This is a genomic window from Roseomonas sp. BN140053 (genome assembly GCF_047690175.1).
GTDB lineage: Bacteria > Pseudomonadota > Alphaproteobacteria > Acetobacterales > Acetobacteraceae > Roseomonas.
In genome coordinates this window covers 20,498-45,844 of sequence record NZ_JBLLEB010000034.1, presented here as the reverse complement: position 1 = coordinate 45,844, position 25,347 = coordinate 20,498, and the positions used below count along the sequence as shown (strand labels likewise).

The following is a 25,347-nucleotide window of genomic DNA, read 5'->3' as shown; positions in this document are numbered from 1 at the left end:
CACCTGCCGCTTGAATGCGACACTGTGGGAACGGTGCCGTGCCATGACTTCCATCCTCCGGAAGCCCAGCCAGAGAGGTCAATCCATTTCGCCCAAGCCGTCCACCAGGAGGGGCGCACTCCAATCCCGGGTCAGCTCTCGGTGCAAACCAACAGCCGAAGTCGAGCTCAGGCGCCGCGCTGGAGGCGCTCCATAGAGGCGGTGATCTCCCGGCTCGCCTCCTTCAGGGCTGGCACCAGTTCCTCCGTCAGGACGCGGTGGTTCACGGCGGAACGGAAGTAGCTGAGGCCGAGCGTGCCGGCCACCGCGTCCCCGAAGGCGATCGGCACCGCCACCGTGTCGGAGGAGCGCGGCTCCACCTTCGGGTCGCGCAGCGCATAGCCTTGCTGTCGTACGGAAGCGACGATGCCGCGGATCATGCACGCGAGGTGCGGCGGGCTATCCTCCTGGTCGGAGGAGGCGAGGAGCATCCGCAACAGGATCCGCCGCTCCGTGTCCGGGCACCAGGCGAGGTAGGCGCGGCCGAGCGCGCGCGTGACGAGACTGAGATGCGATCCGACCGAGCTGTGGAAGGGCGAGACCGCGCTGTCCGCGATGGTGCTGACGCTGATGACCATCCGCGCCCCGTCCAGCACCGCGATGGCGGCGGGCCAGCGCAGGCGGCGGGTCAGGTCTGCCGCCCAGGGCCGCCCGGCCTCTGCCACGAGCGGCCCGCCATGGTAGCCGGCGCTCAGCGAGAGCACGTCGGAGGTGACGTGGTAGCCGAGCCCTCGGCTTGCCTTCGTGACCAGCCCCGCGGCGATCAGCGTGCCCAGCAGCCGCATGATGGTCGGCTTTGGCAACCCAGTAGCGCGATACAGTTTCTCCACCGTGGTGGTGCGCTGCCGGTTCAGCTCCTTCAGCACCGAAACGGCGCGCAGGACGGATTGGACGTGTGGGTCGCTCAGGTCAGCGGCTCCGGCACGGCCTCCGCCATGCCGGATACCGTCAGCACCAGATTGCCGATCCGGGCCTTCGCGTCGAGCACGGATTGCGCCGTCCCCTCCCTTCTCCAGCGGGTGGATGCCGCAGATGTGGCGGCGAGTCCGGCCGTTCTCGATCAGCGGCCAGACCTACTCTACCGGTTCCCGGGCGCGCACCCGCTCCGGCCAGTCCGCCTCGCGGTAGTCCGCCCTGTCCCCGACGCCATAGTCCCGCCTGGGCGAAGGAAAGGCCGCGCGGCACCGGCCTGTCCACCGGCGCCAGCACCTCCGGCCCGCCCTCGCGCCTGGTCTGACCGCCCGCAGGGTGCCTTTTCCCCGCTTCGCCCCGTCACATGACGATGTTCGCCTCCCGTATCACCGGGCCCCACTTGCGCAGCTCAGCCGTGATGAAGTCCTTCAGCTCCGCCGGGCTGCCGCCGACGCCCTGCATGCTCAGCCTGGCCAGTGCATCCTTGCCCTTCTCGCTCCCGAGAAAGGCGTTGGTCGCAGCGTTCAGCCGGCCCACGATCTCGGCCGGCGTTCCCGCCGGCGCGGCCAGTGCGTACCAGGCCGAGGCCTCGAAGCCCTGGAACCCGGCCTCCTGCACGGTCTGGACATCCGCCAGGTCGCTCGACCGCTGGGCGGTGGTCACGGCGAGGGCGCGGATCTTCCCCTCCTGTGCCAGCGGCACGTAGGAGGGCAGGAAGTCCATCGCGAGGTCGATCTGACCGCCCAGGATGTCCTTCACCACGTCGGCCGTGCCGCGATAGGGCACGCTCGTCAGGCTGATTCCCAGCTCCTTTTCCAGCAGCAGCGCGGTGATGTGGCCGAGCGTCCCGTTCCCTGGCACGCCGACGGTGAGCTTCCCGGGATTCGCCTTCGCATGGGCCACCATCTCCCGGATGTCCCTCACCGGAAGCGAGGTGCTGGCCGCGACGACGAGCGGCGACTTCGCGATCAGCACGACCGGCGCGAAGGCTTGCTCGGGGTCGAAAGACAGGTTGCGGTAGATCAGCTTGTTGTTCGCCAACGGCCCGGGCGTGCCGAACAGGATCGTGTAGCCATCGGGCGCGGCGCGCGCGACGGCGGCGCCGCCAATGTTGCCGCCCGCGCCGCTGCGGTTGTCCACCACGAACTGCTGCCCCAGCGTTTCGCCGAGATACTGCGCCAGCGCCCGCGCCAGCAGGTCCGTCCCGCCGCCGGCGGAGAAGGGCATGATCATCGTGACCGGCCGCGAGGGCCAGGACTGGGCCCGCGCGACCGGCGGGGCCAGGAGCCCGGCCGCGCCGATACCGAGCGCGGCCCTGCGAGTAACGCGCGTGTCCATGCCTTCCTCCCCTGCCGCGCAAGAGCCGCGCCGCTTGATGGAGGCACCCTAGACGAGCCATCGGGTGGCGCCCCGCCAATCTGCGCACTTTCCGGGATGCGGAATTTCGGCAATCACGAGTCGACGCGCCCCGCGCTTTCACTAGCTTCGCCGCCGAACGCGAAGGGAGAGCCGCGATGAGCGAGGAAGCAAGAGAAGCCGCGCCGGTACGCGGCACGCGCCTCCCCACGCTGTCCGTTCCGAAAGTCGCGCTCGTGACGGGCGCCAGCGGCGGCATCGGCCGGGCGACGGCGGTGCGCCTCGCCGCGATGGGGACCGCGGTGGTCGTCGGCTACAACAGCCGACGTTCGGAGGCGGAGGAGGTGGCTGCCGCGCTGGACGGCAGCGGCCACATGGCGCTGCGCGTCGCGATCGACGAGCCCTCCTCCATCGCGGAGGCCGTGGTGGCGGTGGAACGGCGCCACGGGCGGCTCGACGCACTGGTGAACTCCGGCGGCGCGACGACGCCCGTGCCCGCCGGCGACCTGGACGCGCTGACGGACGAGATCTTCGACCGCACTGTCGCCGTGAACCTGCGCGGCCCCTTCGCCGTGATCCGCGCCTTCCGCCCCCTGCTGGAACGCGGCGAGGGCGCGGCGATCGTCAACATCTCCTCCATCGCGGCCCGCACCGGCCTCGGCAGCAGCCTGGCCTATCTCGCGGCGAAGGCGGGCGTGGACGCGCTCACCCTCGCGCTCGCGAAGGTGCTGGCGCCGAAGGTGCGGGTCTTCTCCGTTTCGCCGGCCGGGGTGGACACGGGCTTCGTGCCCGGCCGCACGCGGGAGCAGCTGGAAAGGACGGCCGAGCGCCTCCCCCTTGCCCACGTCACCACCCCCGACGACGTCGCGCGGGCCGTGATCGCCTGCATCGTCAACCTGACCAGCTCCACGGGCATCGTGCTGCCCGTGGACGAGGGCAGGCACCTCTAGGGCCAGGACCGCCATGGACACGCTGAAATTCTACATCGACGGGTCCTGGGTGGACCCGGCCGCGCCATCGGCGCTGGGCGTCGAGAACCCCGCGACGGAAGAGGTCTTCGCCAGGATCAGCCTCGGCTCCGCCGGGGACGTGGACCGGGCCGTTGCCGCCGCGCGCCGGGCCTTCGAGACCTATTCCCTCACGAGCGTCGAGGAGCGCCTGGGCTACCTCAACCGCATCATCGCGGGCTTCCGCGCGCGGCTGCCGGAGCTGGCGCGAACGATGACGCTGGAGATGGGCGCCCCCATCACCTTCGCGACGGAGCGCCAGGCCACCGTCGCCCTCTTCCATTTCGAGGAGGCGGTGCGGGTGCTCGCGGAGTACCGCTTCGAGGAGCGGATGGGCAACGGCATCCTCCGCCGCGAACCCATCGGCGTCTGCGGCCTCATCACGCCCTGGAACTGGCCGCTGAACCAAGTGGCCTCGAAGGTCGCCCCCGCCCTGGCCACGGGCTGCACGGTGGTGCTGAAGCCCAGCGAGGTCGCGCCGCTCAGCGCGATGCTCTTTGCCCAGGTCGTTCACGAGGCCGGCCTGCCGCCCGGCGTGTTCAACCTCGTGAACGGTGACGGCCCCACGGTGGGGGAGGCGATCGCCGCCCATCCCGGGATCGACATGGTGTCCTTCACCGGCTCCACGACCGCCGGCGTGCGGGTGGCGAAGCTGGCGGCGGAAACGGTGAAGCGCGTGGCGCAGGAGCTGGGCGGCAAGTCGGCCAATATCATCCTGGACGATGCCGACCTGCGTGCGGCCGTGATCGGGGGCGTTCATGCCTGCTACACCAATGGCGGCCAGAACTGCCAGTCGCCCACGCGGATGCTGGTACCCCGCGCAGCGCGCGAGGCGGCCTTCGAGGCGGCGCGCGAGGCGGTGGGCAGCGTCCGCCTCGGCGACCCGCTGGACCCCGCAACCACCATGGGCCCGCTCGTGAGCCGGATGCAGTCCGGGAAGGTGCAGGACCTTATTCGCTCCGGCATCGAGGAGGGCGCGACGCTGGTTGCCGGCGGCCTGGGGCGGCCGGCGCAGCTCAACCGCGGCTACTACGCCCTGCCGACGGTGTTCGGCGACGTGGAGCCGGGGATGCGGATCGCGCGGGAGGAGATCTTCGGCCCTGTGCTCTGCATCCTGAGCTACGACACGGAGGAGGAGGCGATCAGAGTCGCCAACGACACGCCTTTCGGCCTGGCCGGCTTCGTGCAGTCCGCGGATCCCGCCCGCGCGCGCCGCGTCGCCGACCGGATCCGGGCGGGGCGCGTCTACATCAACGGCGCCGTCTTCGACCGCAGCCTTCCCTTCGGCGGCTACAAGCAGTCCGGCAACGGGCGGGAGTTCGGGGTTTTCGGCTTCGAGGAGTACCTCGAGGTCAAGGCTATCCTCGGACACTAGGTGTGTAGTTCCGGGGAGTAGTGGTGCACCTTTTCCGACGTCCCTGCCACAGGCGTCGCACCTCCGGGGGAAGTGCCGGTGAGGGCAAGCGCGGCGCGGTGCCGGTCCAGGAGTGCCGTTGTGGAAGCACGTCCACATGGGCCGCCGGCAGCAACAAGAGGCGCCGTCGTGTCGGGCCGCATCGCGGGGGCGGAAGCATGTCGCGGCCGTTCCGAGGCGCAGGATGCAGGCGCGCAGCAACAGCGCGGCATTGGAAATAGTCGCCAGCAGGATGCAGGGAAACACGCGCGCGCCACTCCGCGCGCTGCGCATCCCGGGCAGCGATCTGCTGACGACGAAGAACAAGCCGTTGCGCGAAAGACATCCTCGGTCGTCGCGGTATGCCGCCCTGGACGGCAGGCGTGAATCTTCCACACGTTGAAGCGCGGCCCTGCATATGAGGGACCGGCGCCAGTGGCTTGACCGAAGCCGCACCGGCTCTAACGTGATGATCCGGAAGTTGACGGCAGAAGAATTGCGCACGTCCGCCCGTAGCGGCCTCGTGCCCGGAGGATCAAGAAACGCCATGAACCCTGCGACGCCGGCTTCCGGTTCAAACGAGATGGGCTGGGGCAGCGACGTCGCGGCGCAGCTGCTGCGCGACCTGGGCTTCCGCTACGTCGCGCTGAATCCCGGCGCCAGCTTCCGCGGGCTGCACGACAGCCTCGTGAACTATCTCGGTGATGCCGATCCCAAGATGGTCCTCTGCCTGCACGAGGAGCACGCGGTCGGCATCGCGCATGGCTGGGCCAAGGTCACGGGTGAGCCGATGGCGGTGGTGCTGCACAGCAATGTCGGGCTGATGCACGGCTCCATGGCGATCTTCAACGCCTGGTGCGACCGCGTGCCGATGCTGATCCTCGGCGCCACGGGGCCGGTCGACGCGGCGCGGCGCCGCCCCTGGATCGACTGGATCCACACCGCGACGGACCAGGCCGCGCTGGTGCGGTCCTTTATCAAGTGGGACAACCAGCCGGCCTCCGTGCCGGCGATGGTGGAAGCGCTGCTGCGCGCCGACCGCCTGACGCGCTCCGGTCCCCCGGCGCCCGTCTACGTCTGCCTCGACGCGGCCTTGCAGGAGGACCCCCTACAGCGTCCCCCGGCACTGCCGCAGCCGCGGCGCTTCGCGGCCCCCGCGCCATCCCGGCCCGATGCCGCCGCCCTTGCGGCCGCCCTGCAGCAGCTGCAGGCGGCCGAGCGGCCCGTGATCCTGGCCGGCAAGGGTGCGCGCACGACCGAAGCCTGGACCAACCGCGTCCGGCTGGCGGAGCGGCTGGGCGCGGCCGTCCTGACGGACCTCAAGGCCGGCGCGGCCTTTCCCACCGATCACCCGCTGCACGCGGCACCGATGTTCAACTTCCTGTCCGGTCCCGCCAGGGCGGTGCTGCAGCAGGCCGACCTGCTGCTCGCGCTCGACTGGATCGACCTCGGGGGCACGCTGAAGCAGGCCTGGCCGGCCGAGGCCCCGCCCGTCCCGGTGATCGAGGTGACGCTGGACCACCAGCTGCACCACGGCGCTTCCATGGAACACCAGGGGCTGGCGGCGGTGGACCATCCGCTGGCGGGCGACCCCGATGCCACGGTGGCCGAGCTGCTCGCGGCGCTGGGTCCCGCACCGGCCCGCGCCGGATGGCACGCCGCGTCCTCGCCGCCCCCGCCGGCCGCGCCGGCGCGGCACGTCACCCTCTCGGCCGTGGCGGCAGCGCTGCGGGACGCCGTGGAGGATCCCGACCTGGTCAGTTTCGTCGCGCTCAGCCGCGGCTGGCCGGATCAGGCCTGGCCGTTGCGCCACCCGCTGTCGTACCTGGGCAAGGATGGCGGCGGCGGCGTGGGCTCCGGCCTCGGCATCTCCATCGGGGCGGCGCTGGCGCTGCGTGGGACGGGGCGCCTGCCGGTGGCAGTGCTGGGGGATGGCGACGTGTCGATGGGCATCAACGCGCTCTGGACCGCCGCGCATGACGGGATCCCGCTGCTCATCCTGGTCAACAACAACCGTTCCTACCTCAACGATGAGCTGCACCAGGAAGGGGTGGCGCGGCGGCGCGGCCGCGACCCGTCGCGCCGCTGGATCGGGCAGCGCATGGACGACCCGGCCCTGGACTTCGCCAAGCTGGCCGAGGCGCAGGGCGTGGAGGCGATCGGCCCGGTCAGCCGGCCGGAGGACGTGCCCGCGGCGATCGCCCGCGCGCTGCAGGTGGTGCAAGCCGGCCGCCCTTGCCTGATCGACCTCCTGTGTCCGCCCGGTGCGGAGCGGGACCTCAACGAGGCATCCGGCGGCCGCCCGGCACCGTGAACCCGTGCCGCCATCGCAGCGCCACCGCGGCCGGTGGTGCATCCGGGTGAGGGTGCGCCACGCGGCCTGACCGAACGGGCGCCGGTTCTCGCCCGAACGGCGTCGGAACCAACCGTCCCAGGGAGGAGTTCCCGTGATCCTTCGCCGTTCCGCTCTCGCCCTCGGGCTGGCCGCCCTGGGCCGGCCGCTCGCGGCCCAGGAAAGCTTCCCCAATCGCCCGGTCCGCATCGTGCTTCCCTACGGGCCGGGAGGCTTCGCCGACATCTCGGCGCGCATCGTGGCCGAGCGCATGCGCGCGGCCTGGCCGCAGCCGGTGGTGGTGGAGAACCAGGCCGGCGCTGGCGGCAACATCGGTGCGGCCGCCGTGGCGCGCGCGGCGCCGGACGGTCACACGCTGATGATCGCCTCGCCCGGGCCCATCGCCTTCAACCAGGTATTGTACCGCAACCTCCCCTACGACCCCGCCGGTTTCGTGCCGATCTCCACCCTGTTGCGGGTGCCGAACCTGATCGCCGTCGGGCCCAGCGTGCAGGCCGGGGATGTCCTCGGCCTGGTGGCGGCGATGCGGCAGGAGCCGGGGCGCTTCACCTACGCTTCCAACGGTGCCGGCTCGACCCCGCACCTGACGGCGGAGCTGTTCAGTTCGCTGACCGGGACGAAGCTGAGCCACATCCCGTATTCCTCCGCGCCCCAGGCGCTGACGGATGTCATGGCCGGGCGGGTCGACATGATGTTCGCCAACGTGGCGGCGGTGCTGTCCCTGCTGCGGGCCGGGAAGCTGCGGGCCCTGGCGATCGCCGATACCCAGCGCTCGGCGCAGCTGCCGGAACTGCCGACCGCCCGGGAAGCGGGCCTGGACGGGCTGGTGTCCACCGCCTGGTTCGGCCTGGTGGCGCCGCCGCGTACGCCGCCCGCCATCGTGGAGCAGATCGGCGCCGTGGTGCGCGCGAGCCTGCACGACGAGCAGGCCCGCAAGACCCTGACGGAAGCCGGGGCGGACCCTGTCGGCAATACGCCCGAGGAGGCGCTCGCCTTCACCAGGGCCGAGGCGCGCCTTTGGGGCGACGTCATCCGGCAGGCCGGCATCACCGCGGAATAGGAATGGCCCGGCGAGGCCATCGGCGGATCACGTGCGGAAAGGGCCCTGCCGGCTGGCCGCACGGACCCGCAGCCACTGCACGATCGCCGCCGCGGGAGGCGAGAGCGCCCCCCGCGGCCGATACACCGCTGCGATCCCGCGCAATCCGAGGGTTGCCGGCCGTATCCGGCGCCGCCATCCTGCGCGGAAAGCAAGGACGGGCGAGAAGGGAGGCTCCGCGGGGAGCGCGCGTGGTGACGGGGATGTCCGGCGGTTGCGCCGCGCGCGCACCGGTCCTGCCCGCCGCCCTTTCCGCCCCGCATCCCGGCGGCGCCGAGCAGGAAGGAAACACGCCATGTCAGACAGGCCATTGCGCGCCGCGATCGTGGGTGGCGGCATCGGTGGCCTCGCCGCGGCCTGCGCGCTGCGCCACCGGGGCATCCAGGTCTCGGTGTTCGAGCAGGCGCCCGCGCTGGGCGAGATCGGCGCCGGCGTCTTCATCTACCCGAACAGCCTGCGGCAGCTGGAACGCATGGGGCTGCGCGACGCGCTGGCCCGGGTCGGCGCCCGGGTCGGCCCGGCCTCGCGCTATTGCCGCATGGACGGCAGCGTGGTCGGTCCCATCGTGACGACGGATTCCAGCGGCTGGAACGGCTTCTACGGCATGCACCGGGCCGACCTGCTGGACGCGCTGGCCGCGGCGCTGCCCGACGGCGTCGTGCGCACCGGGCACCGCTGCGTGGGGCTGCAGCAGGACGCCGACGTCGCGCGGCTGGAATTCGCCAATGGCCGCACCGCCGAGGCCGACCTCGTGATCGCCGCCGACGGCATCCACTCCGTGCTGCAGAAATACGTGGTCGGCCCCATGCCGCCGGAATATTCGGGCTCCCGGGCCTATCGCGGCCTGGTGCCGCGCGACCGCCTGCCAAACTGGCGCGATGAGGCGCACCAGGTCTGGATGGGCGACGGCAAGCACTTCATGGTGTTTCCGGTGCGCAGCGGCCAGCTGCTCAACTATGTCGGCTTCGTGCCCACCAGCAGCCAGACGGTGGAATCCTGGTCCGCGGTGGGCGACCGGGACGAGCTGGCCGCCTCCTTCGCCGGCTGGGACGCGCCGGTGACGGAGCTGCTGGCCCAGGTGGAAAGCTGCTTCTGGTGGGGCCTCTATGACCGCAGGCCCTTGCCGGCCTGGACGGCGGGACGCCTCGTGCTGCTGGGCGATGCGGCGCACCCGATGCTGCCGCATCTCGGCCAGGGCGCCAACCAGGCGATCGAGGACGGCGTGGCCCTGGCCGTGCTGCTGGAAGGGCAGGGTGCGGCGGCGGTGCCGGAGGTGCTGCGGCGCTACGAGGCGCTGCGGCGCGTCCGCACCGACGTGATCCAGGCCGAGGCGCGGCGCAACGGTTTGCGCTACGATTCCCGCTCCGGCAGCCTGGAGCAGCGCGACCGGGAGATCGCCGATGCCGGCCGCTTCCGCCGGCAACTTTACGATTACGACGTCGAGGCAGCGGCACTCGCCTTTCGCGACGGCGGGGCGGTTCCGGCCCCGCTGGAAGCCGTGCCGGCCTGATGCCGGGCGCCTCGCATCCCCTGGGCCGTCGCGTCCTGCTCGCCACGGCGCTGGCCGCCCCGGCGCTGTTGCTGCCCCGTGGCCATGCCGGGGCGCAGCCGGCGGGGCCCGTGACGATCGTGGTGCCCACCACCCCGGGCACGCCGCAGGACATCCTGGCGCGTCTCTTCGCACTGTTCCTCCAGCAGCGCTCCGGCGCCGCGGCGGTGGTGGAGAACAGGCCGGGCGCCAACGGCAATATCGGCACGCAGCACGTCGCCCGCGTGGCGCCGGACGGGCGCACCCTCCTGGTCCAGGCCTCGCCGCTGGTGGTCAACCCGTCCCTGTATCCCGGCCGGATGGACTACGACCCCGTGCGCGGCTTCACGCCGGTGGCGCTGCTGGGGTCGAGCTTCCTGGTGCTCGTCGCGCACCCCGACCTGCCGGCCGCCGATGTGCGCGAACTCGCGGCGCTGGCGCGCGCCCGGCCGGGGGCGCTGGACTATCCATCCCCGGGCAACGGCACGGCGCAGCACCTCGTGATGACGCTGTTCATGCGCAGCGCCGGGATCGAGCTGAACCACATTCCCTACAGCGGCTCCGCGCCCGCGGTGCAGGATCTGGTCGGCGGCCGGGTGACGGCGGGGATGCTGCCCTCGCCCATGGCGCTGCCGCTCGCCCAGGCCGGGCAGCTGCGAGTCCTGGCCGTGGCGGCGCGCCAGCGCTGGGAGGAGATGCCGGCCGTGCCCACGCTCGACGAGGCGGGCTTCCCGCTGGCCAATCCCGAGCTCTGGTACGCCATGCTCGGCCCGCCCGGCATGGCGCCCGGCCTCGTGGCGTGGCTGAACGAGGCGGTGAACACCTGGCTGGGGGAGGACGCCACCCGGGAAAAGCTGCGCCTCGGCGCCATGCGCCCGACCGGCGGCACGCCGGAGGAGGCGCGGGCGCACATCGCCGGGCAGTTCGCCTTCTGGCGCGAGGTGATCGCGCGCGAAGGCATCACGGGGGGCTGAGCGGGGCGGCGGATGAAGCAGCCATCCCGCATCGGGCCCGCGACGCCCGGAACACCGGATCGCGGGCCAACGCGCCCGACCGCGGCACCCGCGGCCCCGGGCCGGCGGTGCCGGCGCGCGAGGCGGAGCCCGCCCGGCTGGCCTACCCCGGCGCGCTTTCCCCCCTTCTCCTCCCAACCCGAGGGTTTCCGATGATCCGTGTCAGCAAGATCGGCCACGTGGCGCTGTTCACCCCGGAGCTCGAGCGCCAGGTCGAGCACTATGCCGGGCTGGTCGGCCTGGCCACCGTGGCGCGCGACGGCGACGCGGTTTTCCTGGCCTGCCCGGGGGACCACCATTCCGTCGTGCTCCGGCGCGGCGAGGCGGCGGGCTGCGCGGCGCTTGGCCTGCAGGTGCCGCGCGGGACGGAACTGCGGGATGTCGCGCGCCAGCTTTCCGGCCACGGCCTCGCCGCGGAGCACCGCTCCGACACGGGGCCCGACCTGCCCGCCCTCGTGGCCTTCGACTCTCCTGACGGGCAGCGCATCGAGATTTACGAGGAGCGCGAAGCTTCCGGCGCTTCGCCGGCGGGCGGCACCATCGCCCCGCTGAAGCTCGGCCACGCCGCCTTTCGCGTGGTGGACCCCGCGCGCAGCGTCGCCTTCTTCACGGAGGTGCTGGGCTTCCGCGTCTCCGACTGGATGGGCGACTTCTTCGCCTTCCTGCGCTGCGGGCCGGACCACCACACCGTGAACCTTCTGCGCAGCCCGGCGCCGCGCCTCCATCACCTGGCGATGGAGCTGCGTGACTGGGCGCATGTGAAGGAGGCCTGCGATATGCTGGGAAAGCGGCGCGTCCCGCTCATCTGGGGGCCGGGGCGGCACACGGTGGGGCACAACATCTACACCTACCACCTCGACCCGGACGGACAGATCTTGGAGCTCTACACGGAGCTGGACCAGATGAGCGACGAGGCCGCTGGCCACTGGGACCCGCGCCCCTGGCACCACGAAACGCCCCTACGACCGCGCCGCTGGGAGATGGACCCCTTCCTGTCCAATGCCTGGGGCATCCCCACGCCGCAGGGCTTTCGCGACGCCTGAGGCCCGGCCTGCGGTTTCCCGCGCTTCCCCGCAACGGAACGCGCCCGGGTCGGCAGCCTAGGCCGGGCAGCGGGGATCGGGCCGGAACGAAAAATCCCGGCCCGGGACCCTCTGCGCGCACCCCTGGCATCGCCCAGGCTTTCGTGTGGTGCCCGGCGCGGGCGCACGTGACACAACCGTGGCCGCGCCGCGCGCGCAACCGGTGAGCGCGGGGCCCTCCACCGCAGCGAAATACGTCGTAAATGGCCCTGCACCATCCTGCTGGATGCCCGCCCGCTCGCGGGGCAGGAAAGAAACGAAACACGGAGGAAGCGGCGATGTCAGCGAATGATGAGGCCCTCGGGGCGCAGGGCGCTTCGGGGACCCGGACCGGCCTGACGCGCCGGACCGCCCTGGCGGGGCTGGCCGCCGCCCTGGGCGGCCCTGCCCTGGCGCAGAGCGGCGAGGCCTGGCCGTCCAGGCCCGTGCGGATCATCGCCCCCTTTGCCCCGGGTGGCAGCGCGGACACGCTCGGCCGGCTGGTGGGCCAGGAACTTTCCCAGAGCCTGAAGCAGCCCTTCGTGGTGGAGAACCGGCCCGGCGGCGGTGGCGTCCTGGGCTCCTCCGCCGTCGCGCGGGCTGCGCCGGACGGCTACAACCTCCTCATCTCCGGCATCGCCTCGCACGTGATCGCGCCGGCGATCGGCAGCGGCGCCGATTACGACGGCGTGCGCAGTTTCACCCATGTCGCCTATCTCGGCGGTCCGCCGATCGCGCTGGTGGTGCGGGTGGCGGACCCGGCCCGGACCCTGCCGGACTTCATCCAGGCGTCCAGGCGCGGCCAGTCCAAGTCCTTCTCCTCGCCCGGCGTCGGGACCCACGGCCACCTCATCGGCGAGATGTTCCGGCAGGCGGCGAATGCCGGCCTGGAACACGTTCCCTATCGCGGCGGCAACAACAGCATCTCCGACCTGCTCGGCGGCGTCCTGGACTGCGGCTTCATGGCGCTTCCCTCCGCCGCGGGCAGCATCCGCGGCGGCCAACTGCGTGCCCTGGCGGTATCCTCCCAGGAGCGCCTTCCCGCCTTTCCGGAGGTCCCGACCTTTCGCGAGTCCGGCTATCCCGACCTCGTCGCGACGACCTGGTTCGGCCTGTCGGGGCCCGCGGGCCTCGCGCCCGCCATTGCCGAGAAGCTCAACGAGGAGGTCCGCCGCATCCTGGCGCTTCCCGCGATGGTGCAGCGCCTGAACGACGAGGGGGCGGTGAGCCGTCCCCTCACCGTCGCCGAGTTCACGCGCTTCGTGCAGGAGGAAACCGAGCGCTGGGTTCCCATCGCGCGCGCGTCGGGCGCGCAGGCCCAGTGACCGTCCGGGTGTTCCGACGCGGCGCAGCCGCCGAAAGGGACGGAACCGTCGCGAAGCGGCCCGCCCACGGGTGTGGCCCCCGCGGGTGGCGCAACCTGCACCGGCCGTCGTGCCGCACCGGCTCTGGAGACGCAGGATGACTGAGGCTGAGCGGGAACAGCAACTCGTCGATGCCGTGCGCATGCTCACGCAGGCGGAGATCATCGACTACAACGGCCATTGCAGCATCCGCACGGCGCCGGACCGGCTGCTCATCAATTCGGGCCGTTCCGTCCGCAGCCACCTGACCACGGACGACCTCGTCGAGATCGGCCTGGACGGCGAGAGGATCCGGGGAACGGACGCGCCGCCGCTGGAATACCATATCCACGCCGCGATCTACCGCCAGCGCCCGGATGTCGGCGCCGTCGTGCACGGCCATCCGAAATGGTCGACCTATCTGTCCATGGTCGGCGAAGCCTTCGCGCCCGTCTACGCCCAGGGAACCCTGCTGGGCGAGGTGCCGCTGTTCCCGAACCCGCTCTCGGTCAACACGGGCGCGGCCGGGGCGGCCCTGGCGCAGACCCTGGGCGCGGGCCGGGCGGTGCTGCTGCGCTCCCACGGGGCGGTGGTGGTCGGCGCGGACATCGTCGAGAGCTTCGCGCTGGCCCTCTACCTGGAAGACAATGCGCAGCGCCAGTACATGGCGCGCGCGCTGGGCCGCCCCTACGTCTTCACGCCGGAGGAGCAGGCGGCGTGCCGGGAGAACCTGTGGAAACGGAACCTGTTCCAGAAGGCCTGGGACCACCAGAAGGCGCGGGTCGCGTAACCCTCCCGACGTCGTCGGGCGGCCTGGCGGCATGTGGCGGTTCGCCCTGCCGAACACCCTGCCGGCTGCGCTGAAGGCTGGGCGTGCCGCCGTGAGGGCCCGGCCTGCCCCGTGATGTCGCGCGACCCGGCTGCGCCGAACTCCTCCCGTGCGGCGCGGCCGGGTTGATCTGCGCTGGCGGACGCGATCCTATGGGCATCAAATCCGACGCGGCGTTGCCCCTGCACGCCGTTGATCAGGACCACGGGAGAAACGCCGATGCTGTCTTGCGAGAACGCGGCCCGCCCCACCCATCTCGGCTGCGGATGCCGCCCGACGCGGCGCGGGCTGCTCGGTGCGGCGATGCTCGGCGGTGCCCTGGCGGCGTGGCGTCCGGCCCAGGCCCAGGCGCCCGCCGCGGCGCCGGGCACGGGGCAGCCGGCGCGCAACCTGGCGCGCACCAACGCGGCGCGGATCGACGTGCACCACCACGTCGCGCCGCCCGCCTACTTGGCCGCGGCGCGGGCCTCCAATGCGCCGCGCAATCCGGTGGGTGACAGCTGGACGCTGGAAGGCTCGCTGGAACAGATGGAGCGCTCGGGCATCACCACCGCGGTGCTGTCGCTGACCAATCCCGGGCTGGCGGTGGCCGGCAACCGCGCCGAGGATCTCGGGCGCGCCTGCAACGAGTACGTGGCGGGGCTGGTGCGCGACCATCCCGGCAAGTTCGGCAATTTCGCCTCGCTGCCGCTGCCCGACATCGACGCCTCGCTGCGCGTGCTGGCGCATGCCTTCGACGAACTGAAGGCGGACGGCGTGCAGCTCTTCACCAACTACGACGGCAAGTGGCTGGGCGACCCGTACTTCGCGCCGCTGTTCGACGAGCTGAACCGGCGCCGCGCGGTGGTCTACACCCATCCGGTCAGCGCCGCCTGCTGCGTGAACCTCGTGCCGGGGATCACCGACAGCGCCATTGAATGGGGCACCGACACCACCCGCACCATTGCCAGCCTGACCTTTGCCGGGGCGGCGACGCGCTGGCCGAACATCGAATTCATCTTCTCCCATGCCGGCGGCACCATGCCCTTCCTGATCGAGCGCTTCGACACGCTGGCGGCTGGCCCGGGCATGGCGGCCAAGCTGCCGCCGGGCGGCGTGCGGGCGGCGCTGGCGCACTGGAACTACGACACGGCGCAGGTGGGCAATGCCGGCTCTCTCGGGGCGCTGCTGCGCATCGTGCCGCCGACCCAGCTGCTGCTGGGCAGCGACTACCCGTTCCGCCTGCCGGTGGACCAGGTCGGCAACCTGCTCGGCGTCCAGCTGGATCCGGCGGTGATGCGGGCGGTGGAGATGGAGAACCCGCGCCGTCTCATCCCGCGCCTGCGCGCCTGAGGCGACTGGTTTCCCGCAACATCCCCCGGCAGCGCCGGGGGAAAGGGTTGGCACGCGCTCCGTTTTCCCGCCGCGCAGTCCACCGCGGCGAGGGAAACGCGACCATGGCACGACGCTTCGTCGAGATCCCGGCCGCGCCGACCGCCGGCATTGGCAGCGACCCGCCGGACATGCCGCCGCGGATCACCATGTCGACCACCGCCCGACCGGCCGCAGCAGCCCCCGGCGGCCCGCAGTCCGGCGCCGGGGGCCGCGCCCGTCAGGCCATCTTGAGGACGCGCTGGAAGTTGCCGCCGAGAATGGCGCGCTTGTCGTCGTCGCCCATCCCTTGGGCACGCACCAGGTGGTCGATCGTGTCGGGCCAGACATAGGGCATGTCGGAACCGTAGATGATCTGCCCGGGGCCCATCTCCGCCACCAGGTGGCGGATGCCCTGCTCGGAAAACACCATGCTGTCGGCCATGATCTGGTCGCGCAGGTATTCGGACGGCTTGCGCTTGTTGGTGCAGCCCGCATTGGGGCGCACCTCGCAGGCCACTTCGACGCGGCCGAGATAGGAGGGCAGGTAGCCGCCGCCATGGGCCGCGATGATCTTGAGGCCGGGGAACCGGTCGAGGGTGCCGTCAAAGATCATCCGGCTCAGGAACATGGTGGTTTCGAGCGGATTGCCGATGACGTTGTTGAGCTCGCCGCGCCCGTCCCAGGCGCGCGTCGGCACCAGGTTCTGCGCCCCGTCGGGATGCATGAACACCGGCACGCCCAGCTCCACCACCTTGGCCCAGAAGGGGTCGAAGCGCGGCGAGGACAGCATCTCGCCCTTGACGTGGCCACCCACGGAGGCAGCGCGGGCGCCGAGGTTGCGCACGGCATGTTCGAGCTGCTGCGCCGCGAGGTCGGGAAACTGCACCGCCGGCGAGGACGCGGCCATGAAGCGGCCGGGATAGGCGCGGCACAGTTCCGCCAGCCCTTCGTCCTGCAGGCGGACGACGCGCTCCGCGACGTCGCGATCCGCATCGTACCACCAGTAGATGTTCACCGAGAGTAGCGCCACGTCGATGCCGCGCGCATCCATGGCGGCGATCCGGTTCTGCGCCACCACCAGGGAAGGCGGCGCGATCGGCTTGTCGAAAGGGGTGCCGCGCAGGGCCGCGTTGACCGATGGAAAGGCGCAATGGGCGTGAACATCGCAGACCGGCACCCGGCGGCCGCCGATGGAGACCGGGCGCGGCGCGGCGGGCGCATCCGCGGCGAGCAACGGCCTGGTCCCGCAGGAGCAGCCCACGAACACGGCACCCGCGGCGCCGAGCAGCCCGCGACGTCCGATCATGGCCATCCCGTATCCCCCCTCCTGTTCTGCCCCGAAACGCATCGTGCGGCAGCAGGCCTCGTCGCGACCTGGGCCGGAGCGGTCTCGGTACTTGCGCGGAATGGTAGGCAGCGCGAAACGGGGGCGCAAGAGCAAGCCGGGCCCGCAGAATTCTGCGCCTGCGCCTGCGCCTGCGCGCAGGGCCGCGGGCGCGGAAGCATCCCTATCTGCGCCGGCGGGACGCGCGACGGAGCCGCGTCACGTCGGGATACCGTCAGTCCGGAGCAGAAACGCCGCTGGCGCGTCGTGCGTGATCGTGGTCACGCGCAAGGAGACGAAGGAGCCAGCCGGTCCGCCGTTCCGTCAGGGCGCCTCGGCGACCTCGACGAGTTCCACTTCCACCGGTGCCACGCCTTGCCGGCGCATCTGCAGGTGGTCGGCGAGCCTCGGGCTGAGATCGACGATCCGGCCCTCCACGAAGGGGCCGCGGTCCTCCACGGTGGCCGTCACGCTGCGGCCGTTCGACAGGTTGGTCACCAGCACCGTGCTGCCCAGCGGCAGCGTCCGGTGCGCGACCGATGCGGCGCGGGGATCGAAGCGCCGCCCGTTCGCCATCCTGCGGCCCGTGAAGCTGCGGCCGTAATAGGATGCGTCGCCCTGCTCGCGGCTGGTGGACGGGTCGCGCTCCGCGATGACCGGTGGCGGGGGCGCCAGGACCGGTGCCGGCTGCGCCGCCGCGGCGGGCGCCTCCGGTACGGCCGAACACCCCACCACCATCGAGGCAGAACTGAGCACGACGCAAATCAATGCCGCGCGCGAAAGCAACATCCTCAAATCCAAAAATCTCCAGCCTGTGTCCCGAAGCGATGAATCCCTGAGCCCGCCTCGGCCCAACAGCTTCCGCAACGATGCGGCCCGTGCGGATACACGCTGCCAGATGATCACCTCTTCCGGCTTCGGCCCCTGTTCTGGGCCTGGCCGTCGAGTGCTGCGCAGTGTCTAGCGTGATCTTCGCGGGATGCAAACACTTTCATGGTGAGGTACCACGGCCCGAGTTGATGGTGACCGCAGCAGCGGCGTCGCCGCAATCTCGCCACTATCTGTGAAGATGGCATCAACGACGTTGCAGCATCGTCGGGCTTCGAGGCACGGACGCAATGCCCGATTCCGGTCCGGAATTCTCTCCCTGCTGCGGCGATGGCAGCGCCGGAACTCCGTTCTTGTTGAAGCTGCTCCGGCCCGCGACGAAGTTCCGCAGCGCAACGTGGCTGATGCCGCTGGCCGGGAAGCATTGGACATCCCGGCCGGCGGCGCCTCGCATCAGGGCTTCACGGCGAAAACACCCACGGCTACGGCGCAGTCATCCATGCGCGCCTCCATCCGCAATCCCGCGCGCGTGGCCCAGATGCTCTTCCGCTGGAACAGCGGCATGATCGCCACCTCCTCCACCGCCAGCCGCACCGCCTCCTGCGCCGCGCGGCGCTCGTTGTTGTCCAGCTGCGGGTTGGAAGAGCGGCCGATACTGGCAGCACCGGTGCGGGCGGCGGGGTTCACCGTCCGCATCAGGTTCACCAGCGCATAGGATGCCTCGCCGGTGGTGCTGCCTCAGCCCAGCAGCGACATGCCGAATTCCTGCTTGGTGACGCGCACGGAAGAGCTGCTCCAGGGCAGTGCCTCCACCGCCGTCTGCACACCCACCCGCGACCACATCTGCGCCATCGTCTGTGCCGTGCGCGCATCGTTCAGGTGGCGGTCGTTGGAGGTGTGCAGCGTCATGCGGAAGCCGTTCGGGAAGCCGGCCTCCGCCAGCAGGCGCCGCGCCCCCGCGGGATCATAGGGACAGTGCCGCATCGGCCCGGCCTGACGGCACAGGCTTCTCTCAGAGCCTGTTTGAGCGAGATCAGAGCGGATTGATGAGGGCCTCGGTGGCCGCGAGTACGGCGGCGCAGGCGAGACGCGCGGCTGCGACGTCGAGGCGACCGGCACGATCCCGCAGCAGGCCACCCCAGTGGGCGAGCCAGCCGAAGCTGTGCTCGACCACCCATCGCCGGGGCAGTACGGCGAAACCCCGCTGACCTGGGGGCCGCACGACGACCTCGTGGCGCATGCCGTGCAGGTTTGACCACTCGCGGCAGCGCTCGGCGGTGAAGGCGCCGTCGAGGATCGCAACCCGCAGGCTCGGCCAGGCCACCTTGCCATCGTCGAGTGCAGGCAAGGTGTCGCGCTCCTGGACCGAGGCCGGGACGACGGCGATGGCCAGCCAGTTGCCGTCGGCATCCACCATGGCCACCCGCTTACGCCCCAACGTCCGCTTGGCAGCGTCGAAGCCACGTGGCCCGCGCACCGGGATGCACTTCACCGTTTGCGTGTCGATGATCGCCAGCCTTGGCTCGGCCCTGCGGCCTGCCGCGCGACGGCGCAGCCGGGCCAAGTCGCGCATCATGCGCCCGAACAGGCCTAGAGCCTGCCAGCGCCGGAACCAGCCGTACACCGTCCGCCACGGCGGCATGTCCGGCGGTAGTGCCCGCCATCCACCGCCCACCCGCAGGTGCCACGCGATCGCCCGCACCACGGCAAGGGTCGGCGTGGCACCGTCGCTGCTGGGTGGATCAGCCCGCTCCAGCCAGTCCGCCACCTCGCGCACCGCGCAACTCGAAACCATGTGCTTCAGGCGCGCCGCGTGGCCTGCCCGATGCCGCTCCGTCCACATCTCTCCCACCCCTCCGCCCCGCCAGGCGGTTCGCGGTGTTCACCTCAGGAGTAGATGGGGACGGACGGCAGAGGGCCGCTCAAACAGGCTCTCAGGACCCGGCCGCGTCTTCCCGTGCCAGCAGCAGCGCGCCCGCCACCGCGTCACCCTCCGCCGGGGTGAGGCGCCGCCGCACGTCGGGCGCCAGCCAGGCCTCGATCGCGCTGGCCAGCCCGCCCAGCAGGGCGATCCGCGGCGCCCCGCGTTCCAGCAGCGCCCGGGCCAGCCCGTCGATCGCCTCCGCCGCATCCTGCACGGTGCGGCGGGCATCGGGGTCGCCATTGTCGGCATGGCGCAGCACCAGCGGCGCAAAGGTGGCGTAGTCCGTGGCGCTGGCGCGGTCCATCCAGGCCACGGCGACGGTGGGCTCGCCGCCGAAGCGTTCCAGCACCGCGCGCAGCAGGGCACCGGCAGGGTGGCGACCATCCGCCGCGCGCAGCGCCAGCCGGATCGCCCGCAAACCGAGATCGGCGCCGCTGCCCTCGTCGGAGATGGGGAAGCCGTAGCCGCCGACGCGGTGCTCCGCCCCCGCCACCCGCGCCAGGCCGATGCTGCCCGTTCCCGCGATCACGATGCCGCCGTCGCGGCCGCCATGCGCGCCCAGGCAGGCCGCCAGCCCGTCGCTGACGAAGCGCACGGAGCGGAAGGGCAGGGGCAGGGCGCGCAGCTCCTCCAGCGCGCCGCGCCGCCCGACGCCGGCCAGCCCGATCCCGGCATGGCAGCGTTCCAGCGCCGCTTCCGGCAGCCCCGCTTCCGCCGCCGCGGCGCGGCAGGCCTCCAGCACCGCCGCCATCGCCGCGGGCACGCCCAGCCGGGTGGTGGCGGGCCCCCCCATGCCGGCGCCGAGCGGGTTGCCCGCCGCGTCCTCGATCCGCGCGCGGCAGCCGGTGCCGCCGCCATCCACCCCCAGGAAGAGCGGCGCCGCCACCGCGCTCAGCCCGGCCGCCGCTCGATCCGCGCGCCGCAGCGCACCAGCTTGCGATCCAGCGCCTCGTAGCCGCGGTCGAGGTGGTAGACGCGGTTCACCGTGGTTTCCCCCTCCGCCGCCAGTCCCGCCAGCACCAGGCAGACGGAAGCGCGCAGGTCGGTGGCCATCACGGGCGCCCCGCGCAGCCCCGCCCCGCCGCGCACCGCCGCCGCCGTGCCGCGCAGGGTGATGTTGGCGCCCAGCCGCGCCAGCTCGGGGACGTGCATGAAGCGGTTCTCGAACACGGTTTCCCGGATCAGCGAGGTGCCTTCCGCGGTGGCCATCAGCGCCATGAACTGCGCCTGCAGGTCCGTGGGAAAGCCGGGATAGGGTTCGGTGGTGATGTCCACCGGCCGCAGCGGCCCGGCGCGTTCCACCACCAAGCCGCGATCCCCCGGCCAGAGCTGCACCCCCGCCGCTTCCAGCGCCGCCCCCACGGACGCGAGGTGTTCCAGCCGCGCCCCCGTCAGCTCCAGCCGCCCGCCGGTGATGGCGGCCGCCACGGCATAGGTGCCGGCTTCCACCCGGTCGGGCAGGATCTCGTGCCGGGCCGCACCCAGCGGCCGGCCGCCCTCCACCAGGATGCGCGGCGTGCCGGCGCCCTCGATCCGCGCGCCCATGGCGCGCAGGCAGGCGGCCAGGTCGGCCACCTCCGGCTCCCGCGCGGCGTTGACGATCTCGGTCTCGCCGCGTGCGGCGGTGGCGGCCAGCATCGCCGTTTCCGTGGCCCCCACGGAGGGCAAGGCCAGCACGACCCGCGCCCCGCGCAGCCCCGCCGCGGGCGCCTCGGCCAGCACCAGCCCGCCTTCCAGCGACACCTCGGCCCCCAAGGCCGACAGCGCCTTGAGGTGCAGGTCCACCGGCCGCGCCCCGATGGCGCAACCGCCGGGCAGGCTGACCCGCGCCCGCCCGAAGCGCGCCAGCAGCGGCCCCAGCACCAGCACGGTCGCGCGCATCCGCCGCACGGCGTCATAGGGCGCCCCGGTGCCGTTCGCCTCCCCCGCATCCAGCGTCACCCGCGCCGGGCCGCGTTCCACCCGCACCCCGTGCTGCGCCACCAGCGCCAGCATGGTGTCCACGTCGCTCAGCGCCGGCAGGTTGAGCAGGGTCAGCGGCGCCGCGCTCAGCAGGCAGGCCGCGATCTCCGGCAGCGCGGCGTTCTTGGCGCCGGCAATCGCCACCGCCCCCTCCAGCCGCTGCCCGCCCCGCACCACGAGCTGGTCCATGCCCTGAACTCCCCAGGCCCGCCGCCCGGCCAACACTACCCCGCCGCCCTGCGCCCCAACCACCCCCGGGTGCCCTGCGCCGGTTCACGACGGTGCCCCGGGGGTGGTGCCGGGTCCTGGTGAGATGGTTGATCCGTGTTGTTCCGGCCTGAGCCCGGAGGCTCTGCCTCCTCGTGTCTTCGCCGGGGAAGCTCGGCCTCCGCCGGAAGCACGCATGGGGTCGAGGAGCCTGATACGGGCGAGCGGATGGACTGACTTCGGATGTGAGATTTGGGTCTGGTTCCAGGACGGCAAGAACCGCAAGGGGTTCCGCGTCTCACCAGCCGGTGCAGCGGGACACGAGCCTGACCAGAGCCGACCCGCGGCGGCTGTACCGCCACTCGGAACTGGCAAGGAGAAAACGAGCGCTGCGGCTCGACCGGCCGTCATCGCAACGCGGCAGGCCTCTGCACGGCATCCGGCGCGTCGCGCCCGCGCGTCATGCGGCTGATCACGTCTTCCCTCCACAGAACGCGGTGGAGGAGCACCATGGCCGAGTGGCCGACCACCACCGCAAGGAGCGCGAAGCCGAGCCAGTAGTGCAGCAGATTGGCCGGCGCCATCATCCACTCGATCTTCGTGCCCCGGTGCGGCATCAGGGGAATGCCCCAGGGGGAGAAGGCATCGCCGGTGCCGTACTGACGCAACAAGGCGATGCCAGGGATGAAGATCATCATCCCGTACAGCAGCAAGTGCCCGGCGACGGCTGCTTTCCCGGCCGTGCCCTGGTGCGGCGGGCGGTGGCCCATGTTCAGCAATCCCCATCCGCCCCGAAGCAGCACCAGGACGAAGAGGGTGAAACCCATGTCGAAATGGGTGCCCCCGACGAAGCGCGTCAGAGCGCTGTCGCCGATCGAGACGAAGAGGATGGCCCCGGCGAACTGCCACGCGAAGAGGATGGCCATCCCCCAGTGGAAGGCACGGCTGACGCGGCCATAGCCCTCAGGCGAGTCCATCCAGCTCGTCGCCATCGTCGCCTTCCATTGTCCGCGCCTGATCGGACTTCTTCCCCTGAATTAAGGGTGCAAGGGCGGAACGTGAAGTCCGTGTCATGCAGGAAGCGGAGGAGCTGCGCAGGCGCTCCTTGGGCCCCTGTGCAGGCAGTGGCCGCACAGGGTGGCATGGCACCGGGCCGAGCCTCCCGCCGCGACTGTTTACCGGCCCGGCATGCCGGCGCCGCCTGCAACGGCTGAGGAGCGGTGCAGGCTCCGCGCATCCTCGCGCAGGGCGATGCACCAGGCCTGGAAGCCGTGGCATTCCAGGGGGGCAGGCCGGACAGGAAATCGCTCCGGAAGGCCTCCGCGGCCCGGCCGGGCTCCTCGGCCGGCGGCGCCCCGCAATCCCCCGACGGGGCGCGACGGATGTCCAGCATGTCCACCCCCATGCCCGAAACGTCGAGCGCCACGGTTGGGCGGGATCGGTCGCGGCGACAGGGCGTACAAAGGGGGCTTCCGTTGTGCGGGGTGGAACTGCCATCGTATCGATCCCCACTGCCCCGGGTCGCGGAACCGTGCTGTGCCGGAAACCCCGGCCGTGCTGCGGGTGTCTGCCTGAAGCCGGGTGGCCATTCGCACGGGAGTTGAAACGGTGGACTGCACCACGACCACGGACGAATTCGTGGCGGCCTTGTACGACCCCGAATTCACCGTGGAGATCGCCCGCTGGTACCAGGCCGGGGAGGTCCGGCCGGCCGAGGTCGGCTACACCGTCCGCATCTGGCCGCCACCCGGCAACCTCACGCCGCACCGGTCGCATTTCGGCGCACTGCGCATCCATGACCAGATGGCCACCCGCGGCTTCGTGGACGCCCATATGCGCACGGGCCACCGCCGGGAACAGCACCAGTTCGGCCCGATGGACCGCACCATCGCCGGCGCGCTCTGGGTGCTGCTCAAGGCATTGGGAAACGAGATCCGCTGGGACAAGCACAGTCCGCACGTGCCGCCCGGGGCCCGCTTCGGCTTTTCCCGCATCAACCGGCGGGTGAACATGGCCATGGTCAACCGGCTGATCGACGAGGAGGGCGAGGAGCTCCAGCGCTTCAGCAGCATCTGGAAGCTGCACGACCCGAAATGGCGAAGGCTCTACTGGGACAACGACGCCTGGGAAGCGCTGGGCCATCGGCTGTTCGGCGCCGAGATGTCCTGAGCCCCCTGCCGCGCCAGGATCAGGAAGTCGCGCCCCGCCCCCAGGAAGTCGCGGCGGTGGGCGGAGAGGGGATGCCAGCCCTGGCGGGCGTAGAATCCCAGGGCGGCGGCGTTGTCGCGGAAGCATTCCAGCTCCCGCGCGCCCATCGCCTCGGCCTGCCGCAGCAGCGCGGCGCCTAGGCCGCGCCGGGTGAAGCCGGGGTCCACGAACAGCATGTCCAGCCGCGGCGGCGACACCAGGCAGAAGCCGGCGAGGCTGCCATCCATCTCGGCCACCGCCAGGCGCGGCCAGGCTGCGGCGAAGCGGTGGGCGAAACCCGCACGATCCTGCATGTCCAGCACGGCGGCATCCAGGATGCCGGCGAAGCCCGCGCGGTAGCCGCGTTCCGCCACCGCCGCCAGGGCGGGAACATCCGCCGCCGTCGCCGCGCGCAGGGTCACCGAGGAGCCTCCCGGCATCCTGCCGCCGTCCGCCATCGCGGTGCCACCCTCCACCGCAGCGCCGGCCTGCGCCGCCGTCCTGCCCTCCCCGAGGGTGGCGTCTCCCGCCGGCATCACGCCGCCTGCCGCGTCGCGCGGCGCCGCCTCCCCGGCGAAACCGCCCATCGCGCCACTTATCCTCACCGACCGCCCCGCAGCCGCGGGTCCAGCGTGTCGCGCAGCGCGTCGCCCAGCAGGTTGAAGCCGAAGCTCACGACCAGGATCGCCAGGCCGGCAAAGATCGCGCTCCAGGGCGAGAGCAGCAGGAAGTTCCGCCCTTCCGACAGCATCAGCCCCAGCGAGGGCGTCGGCGGTTGCGTGCCCAGCCCCAGGAAGCTCAGCGAGGCTTCCACCAGCACCGCCGCCGACAGCAGCAGGCTGGTCTGCACCAGCACCACGGAAGCCAGGTTGGGCAGCACGTGGCGGAACAGGATGCGCGCATCCGAAGCCCCCATCGCCCGCGCCCCCGTGACGTACTGGCTGGCGCAGACCACCAGCGCCGGGCCGCGCAGCAGCCGCGCGAAGATCGGCGTGTAGACCACCGCGATGGCGATCGCCGCCCCCCGCCCGTCCGGCCCCAGGGCGGCGATGATGCCGATGGCCAGCAGCAGCACGGGAAAGGCGAAGAGCACGTCCATCACCCGCATCACGATCCGGTCCAGCCAGCCGCGGTAGAAGGCGGCCAGCAGCCCCAGCGTGCCCCCCGCCAGCAGCGCCAGCGCTACTGCCGCCACGCAGGTCACCAGCGAGGTCCGCGTCCCGAACAGCACCCGCGACAGCACGTCCCGCCCCAGCTGGTCCGTGCCCAGCCAATGCGCCGCGCTGGGCCCCCGCAGCCGCGCCACCACGCTCTGCTGCAACGGGTCATAGGGCGCCACCAGCCCCGCCCCGAAGGCCAGCACCATCACGGCCGCCACCAGCGCCGCCGACACCACCAACAGCCGCTGCCTCCGCCACCACCTCACGCCCCCACCCTCCGGGTTACGCTGCCGGAGGTCGTCGCCGGGGGACGGAGCGATTGGAGCGGTGGTGCTTCGGGGTTCGGCCTGGGCCAGGGGCGCTGCCCCTGGACCCCGCCGGGGGGATCGTATCCCCCCGGACCCCGCCAGGAGCGCTCCGCGAGGAGGGGCCATGCCCCACGTCGCGCCACAAGCACCACCTGTTCCGC

The 25,347-nt window shown here is 72.0% G+C and carries 23 protein-coding genes; 11 read left to right on the top strand and 12 right to left on the bottom strand.

Annotation, left to right across the window (positions count from 1 at the left end; genetic code table 11):
- Positions 1 to 167: 167 nt before the first annotated feature.
- Complete coding sequence (locus ACLIBK_RS21060) at positions 168 to 920, bottom strand: helix-turn-helix domain-containing protein (protein WP_415389274.1); 753 nt, start codon at positions 918 to 920, stop codon at positions 168 to 170.
- Between the two features lie 391 nt (positions 921 to 1,311).
- Positions 1,312 to 2,289: a Bug family tripartite tricarboxylate transporter substrate binding protein gene (locus ACLIBK_RS21055; protein WP_415389273.1), complete on the bottom strand. Its 978-nt coding sequence runs from the start codon at positions 2,287 to 2,289 to the stop codon at positions 1,312 to 1,314.
- Positions 2,290 to 2,465: 176 nt separating this feature from the next.
- Here ACLIBK_RS21055 and ACLIBK_RS21050 point away from each other — a divergent pair, with 176 nt between their 5' ends.
- From ACLIBK_RS21050 to ACLIBK_RS21005, 10 genes are all read left to right on the top strand, one after another.
- On the top strand, positions 2,466 to 3,257 hold the full coding sequence (locus ACLIBK_RS21050; RefSeq protein ID WP_415389272.1) for an SDR family NAD(P)-dependent oxidoreductase: 792 nt from the start codon (positions 2,466 to 2,468) through the stop codon (positions 3,255 to 3,257).
- Between the two features lie 13 nt (positions 3,258 to 3,270).
- Positions 3,271 to 4,689, top strand: a complete 1,419-nt coding sequence (locus ACLIBK_RS21045) for an aldehyde dehydrogenase family protein (RefSeq protein ID WP_415389271.1) — start codon at positions 3,271 to 3,273, stop codon at positions 4,687 to 4,689.
- 565 nt (positions 4,690 to 5,254) lie between these two features.
- A complete protein-coding gene (locus ACLIBK_RS21040; RefSeq protein ID WP_415389270.1) occupies positions 5,255 to 7,021 on the top strand; it encodes a thiamine pyrophosphate-binding protein in 1,767 nt (588 codons plus the stop codon).
- A 133-nt stretch (positions 7,022 to 7,154) separates the two neighbouring features.
- On the top strand, positions 7,155 to 8,120 hold the full coding sequence (locus ACLIBK_RS21035) for a Bug family tripartite tricarboxylate transporter substrate binding protein (protein ID WP_415389269.1): 966 nt from the start codon (positions 7,155 to 7,157) through the stop codon (positions 8,118 to 8,120).
- 334 nt (positions 8,121 to 8,454) lie between these two features.
- On the top strand, positions 8,455 to 9,669 hold the full coding sequence (locus tag ACLIBK_RS21030) for an FAD-dependent monooxygenase (protein ID WP_415389268.1): 1,215 nt from the start codon (positions 8,455 to 8,457) through the stop codon (positions 9,667 to 9,669).
- Complete coding sequence (locus tag ACLIBK_RS21025; protein WP_415389267.1) at positions 9,669 to 10,661, top strand: Bug family tripartite tricarboxylate transporter substrate binding protein; 993 nt, start codon at positions 9,669 to 9,671, stop codon at positions 10,659 to 10,661. Before ACLIBK_RS21030 ends, ACLIBK_RS21025 begins: the two co-directional genes overlap by 1 nt.
- Before the next feature lie 191 nt (positions 10,662 to 10,852).
- Entirely contained in the window at positions 10,853 to 11,743 is an 891-nt protein-coding gene (locus tag ACLIBK_RS21020) for a VOC family protein (RefSeq protein ID WP_415389266.1), read from the top strand.
- 317 nt (positions 11,744 to 12,060) lie between these two features.
- Positions 12,061 to 13,086 (top strand): Bug family tripartite tricarboxylate transporter substrate binding protein, encoded by a 1,026-nt coding sequence (locus tag ACLIBK_RS21015; protein WP_415389265.1) that lies wholly within the window; start codon positions 12,061 to 12,063, stop codon positions 13,084 to 13,086.
- Positions 13,087 to 13,222: 136 nt separating this feature from the next.
- Positions 13,223 to 13,894 carry a class II aldolase/adducin family protein gene (locus ACLIBK_RS21010; protein ID WP_415389264.1) on the top strand — a complete coding sequence of 224 codons (672 nt, stop codon included), beginning with the start codon at positions 13,223 to 13,225 and terminating at the stop codon, positions 13,892 to 13,894.
- 258 nt (positions 13,895 to 14,152) lie between these two features.
- Positions 14,153 to 15,265 (top strand): amidohydrolase family protein, encoded by a 1,113-nt coding sequence (locus ACLIBK_RS21005; protein WP_415389263.1) that lies wholly within the window; start codon positions 14,153 to 14,155, stop codon positions 15,263 to 15,265.
- Between the two features lie 259 nt (positions 15,266 to 15,524).
- On the opposite strand, the gene ACLIBK_RS21000 is transcribed toward ACLIBK_RS21005, so the two are convergent.
- The 8 genes from ACLIBK_RS21000 to ACLIBK_RS20965 all read right to left on the bottom strand — a co-directional run bounded on the left by ACLIBK_RS21000 (position 15,525) and on the right by ACLIBK_RS20965 (position 22,523).
- On the bottom strand, positions 15,525 to 16,592 hold the full coding sequence (locus tag ACLIBK_RS21000; RefSeq protein ID WP_415389262.1) for an amidohydrolase family protein: 1,068 nt from the start codon (positions 16,590 to 16,592) through the stop codon (positions 15,525 to 15,527).
- Between the two features lie 342 nt (positions 16,593 to 16,934).
- Positions 16,935 to 17,366, bottom strand: a complete 432-nt coding sequence (locus ACLIBK_RS20995; protein ID WP_415389261.1) for a septal ring lytic transglycosylase RlpA family protein — start codon at positions 17,364 to 17,366, stop codon at positions 16,935 to 16,937.
- Positions 17,367 to 17,891: 525 nt separating this feature from the next.
- Positions 17,892 to 18,143 carry a hypothetical protein gene (locus ACLIBK_RS20990; protein ID WP_415389260.1) on the bottom strand — a complete coding sequence of 84 codons (252 nt, stop codon included), beginning with the start codon at positions 18,141 to 18,143 and terminating at the stop codon, positions 17,892 to 17,894.
- 33 nt (positions 18,144 to 18,176) lie between these two features.
- Complete coding sequence (locus tag ACLIBK_RS20985; RefSeq protein ID WP_415389259.1) at positions 18,177 to 18,557, bottom strand: ABC transporter substrate-binding protein; 381 nt, start codon at positions 18,555 to 18,557, stop codon at positions 18,177 to 18,179.
- On the bottom strand, positions 18,472 to 19,281 hold the full coding sequence (locus ACLIBK_RS20980) for an IS5 family transposase (RefSeq protein WP_415389258.1): 810 nt from the start codon (positions 19,279 to 19,281) through the stop codon (positions 18,472 to 18,474). The genes ACLIBK_RS20985 and ACLIBK_RS20980 overlap by 86 nt, the downstream gene beginning before the upstream one ends.
- 91 nt (positions 19,282 to 19,372) lie before the next feature.
- Positions 19,373 to 20,248, bottom strand: a complete 876-nt coding sequence (locus ACLIBK_RS20975; RefSeq protein WP_415389257.1) for a BadF/BadG/BcrA/BcrD ATPase family protein — start codon at positions 20,246 to 20,248, stop codon at positions 19,373 to 19,375.
- 5 nt (positions 20,249 to 20,253) lie between these two features.
- Entirely contained in the window at positions 20,254 to 21,513 is a 1,260-nt protein-coding gene (gene murA / locus ACLIBK_RS20970; protein ID WP_415389256.1) for a UDP-N-acetylglucosamine 1-carboxyvinyltransferase, read from the bottom strand.
- Between the two features lie 425 nt (positions 21,514 to 21,938).
- Positions 21,939 to 22,523 (bottom strand): cytochrome b, encoded by a 585-nt coding sequence (locus tag ACLIBK_RS20965; RefSeq protein ID WP_415389255.1) that lies wholly within the window; start codon positions 22,521 to 22,523, stop codon positions 21,939 to 21,941.
- Positions 22,524 to 23,139: 616 nt separating this feature from the next.
- Between ACLIBK_RS20965 and ACLIBK_RS20960 the strand changes: the two genes are divergently transcribed.
- Positions 23,140 to 23,700, top strand: coding sequence for a hypothetical protein (locus ACLIBK_RS20960; protein ID WP_415389254.1), 561 nt, complete (start codon positions 23,140 to 23,142; stop codon positions 23,698 to 23,700).
- On the opposite strand, the gene ACLIBK_RS20955 is transcribed toward ACLIBK_RS20960, so the two are convergent.
- Positions 23,637 to 24,305, bottom strand: coding sequence for a GNAT family N-acetyltransferase (locus ACLIBK_RS20955; protein ID WP_415389253.1), 669 nt, complete (start codon positions 24,303 to 24,305; stop codon positions 23,637 to 23,639). The two genes, ACLIBK_RS20960 and ACLIBK_RS20955, sit on opposite strands and share 64 nt — an antisense overlap.
- A gap of 14 nt (positions 24,306 to 24,319) precedes the next feature.
- A complete protein-coding gene (locus tag ACLIBK_RS20950; RefSeq protein WP_415389252.1) occupies positions 24,320 to 25,144 on the bottom strand; it encodes an ABC transporter permease in 825 nt (274 codons plus the stop codon).
- Positions 25,145 to 25,347: the final 203 nt, after the last annotated feature.

What these genes read in the sequence shown, in the direction of transcription:
- ACLIBK_RS21055 (WP_415389273.1), bottom strand. Translation starts at nt 2,289, where the DNA reads ATGGACACGCGCGTTACTCGCAGGGCCGCGCTCGGTATCGGCGCGGCC.
- ACLIBK_RS21050 (WP_415389272.1), top strand. Translation starts at nt 2,466, where the DNA reads ATGAGCGAGGAAGCAAGAGAAGCCGCGCCGGTACGCGGCACGCGCCTC.
- ACLIBK_RS21045 (WP_415389271.1), top strand. Translation starts at nt 3,271, where the DNA reads ATGGACACGCTGAAATTCTACATCGACGGGTCCTGGGTGGACCCGGCC.
- ACLIBK_RS21040 (WP_415389270.1), top strand. Translation starts at nt 5,255, where the DNA reads ATGAACCCTGCGACGCCGGCTTCCGGTTCAAACGAGATGGGCTGGGGC.
- ACLIBK_RS21030 (WP_415389268.1), top strand. Translation starts at nt 8,455, where the DNA reads ATGTCAGACAGGCCATTGCGCGCCGCGATCGTGGGTGGCGGCATCGGT.
- ACLIBK_RS21025 (WP_415389267.1), top strand. Translation starts at nt 9,669, where the DNA reads ATGCCGGGCGCCTCGCATCCCCTGGGCCGTCGCGTCCTGCTCGCCACG.
- ACLIBK_RS21020 (WP_415389266.1), top strand. Translation starts at nt 10,853, where the DNA reads ATGATCCGTGTCAGCAAGATCGGCCACGTGGCGCTGTTCACCCCGGAG.
- ACLIBK_RS21015 (WP_415389265.1), top strand. Translation starts at nt 12,061, where the DNA reads ATGTCAGCGAATGATGAGGCCCTCGGGGCGCAGGGCGCTTCGGGGACC.
- ACLIBK_RS21010 (WP_415389264.1), top strand. Translation starts at nt 13,223, where the DNA reads ATGACTGAGGCTGAGCGGGAACAGCAACTCGTCGATGCCGTGCGCATG.
- ACLIBK_RS21005 (WP_415389263.1), top strand. Translation starts at nt 14,153, where the DNA reads ATGCTGTCTTGCGAGAACGCGGCCCGCCCCACCCATCTCGGCTGCGGA.
- ACLIBK_RS21000 (WP_415389262.1), bottom strand. Translation starts at nt 16,592, where the DNA reads ATGATCGGACGTCGCGGGCTGCTCGGCGCCGCGGGTGCCGTGTTCGTG.
- ACLIBK_RS20980 (WP_415389258.1), bottom strand. Translation starts at nt 19,281, where the DNA reads ATGTGGACGGAGCGGCATCGGGCAGGCCACGCGGCGCGCCTGAAGCAC.
- murA (WP_415389256.1), bottom strand. Translation starts at nt 21,513, where the DNA reads ATGGACCAGCTCGTGGTGCGGGGCGGGCAGCGGCTGGAGGGGGCGGTG.
- ACLIBK_RS20965 (WP_415389255.1), bottom strand. Translation starts at nt 22,523, where the DNA reads ATGGCGACGAGCTGGATGGACTCGCCTGAGGGCTATGGCCGCGTCAGC.
- ACLIBK_RS20955 (WP_415389253.1), bottom strand. Translation starts at nt 24,305, where the DNA reads ATGGGCGGTTTCGCCGGGGAGGCGGCGCCGCGCGACGCGGCAGGCGGC.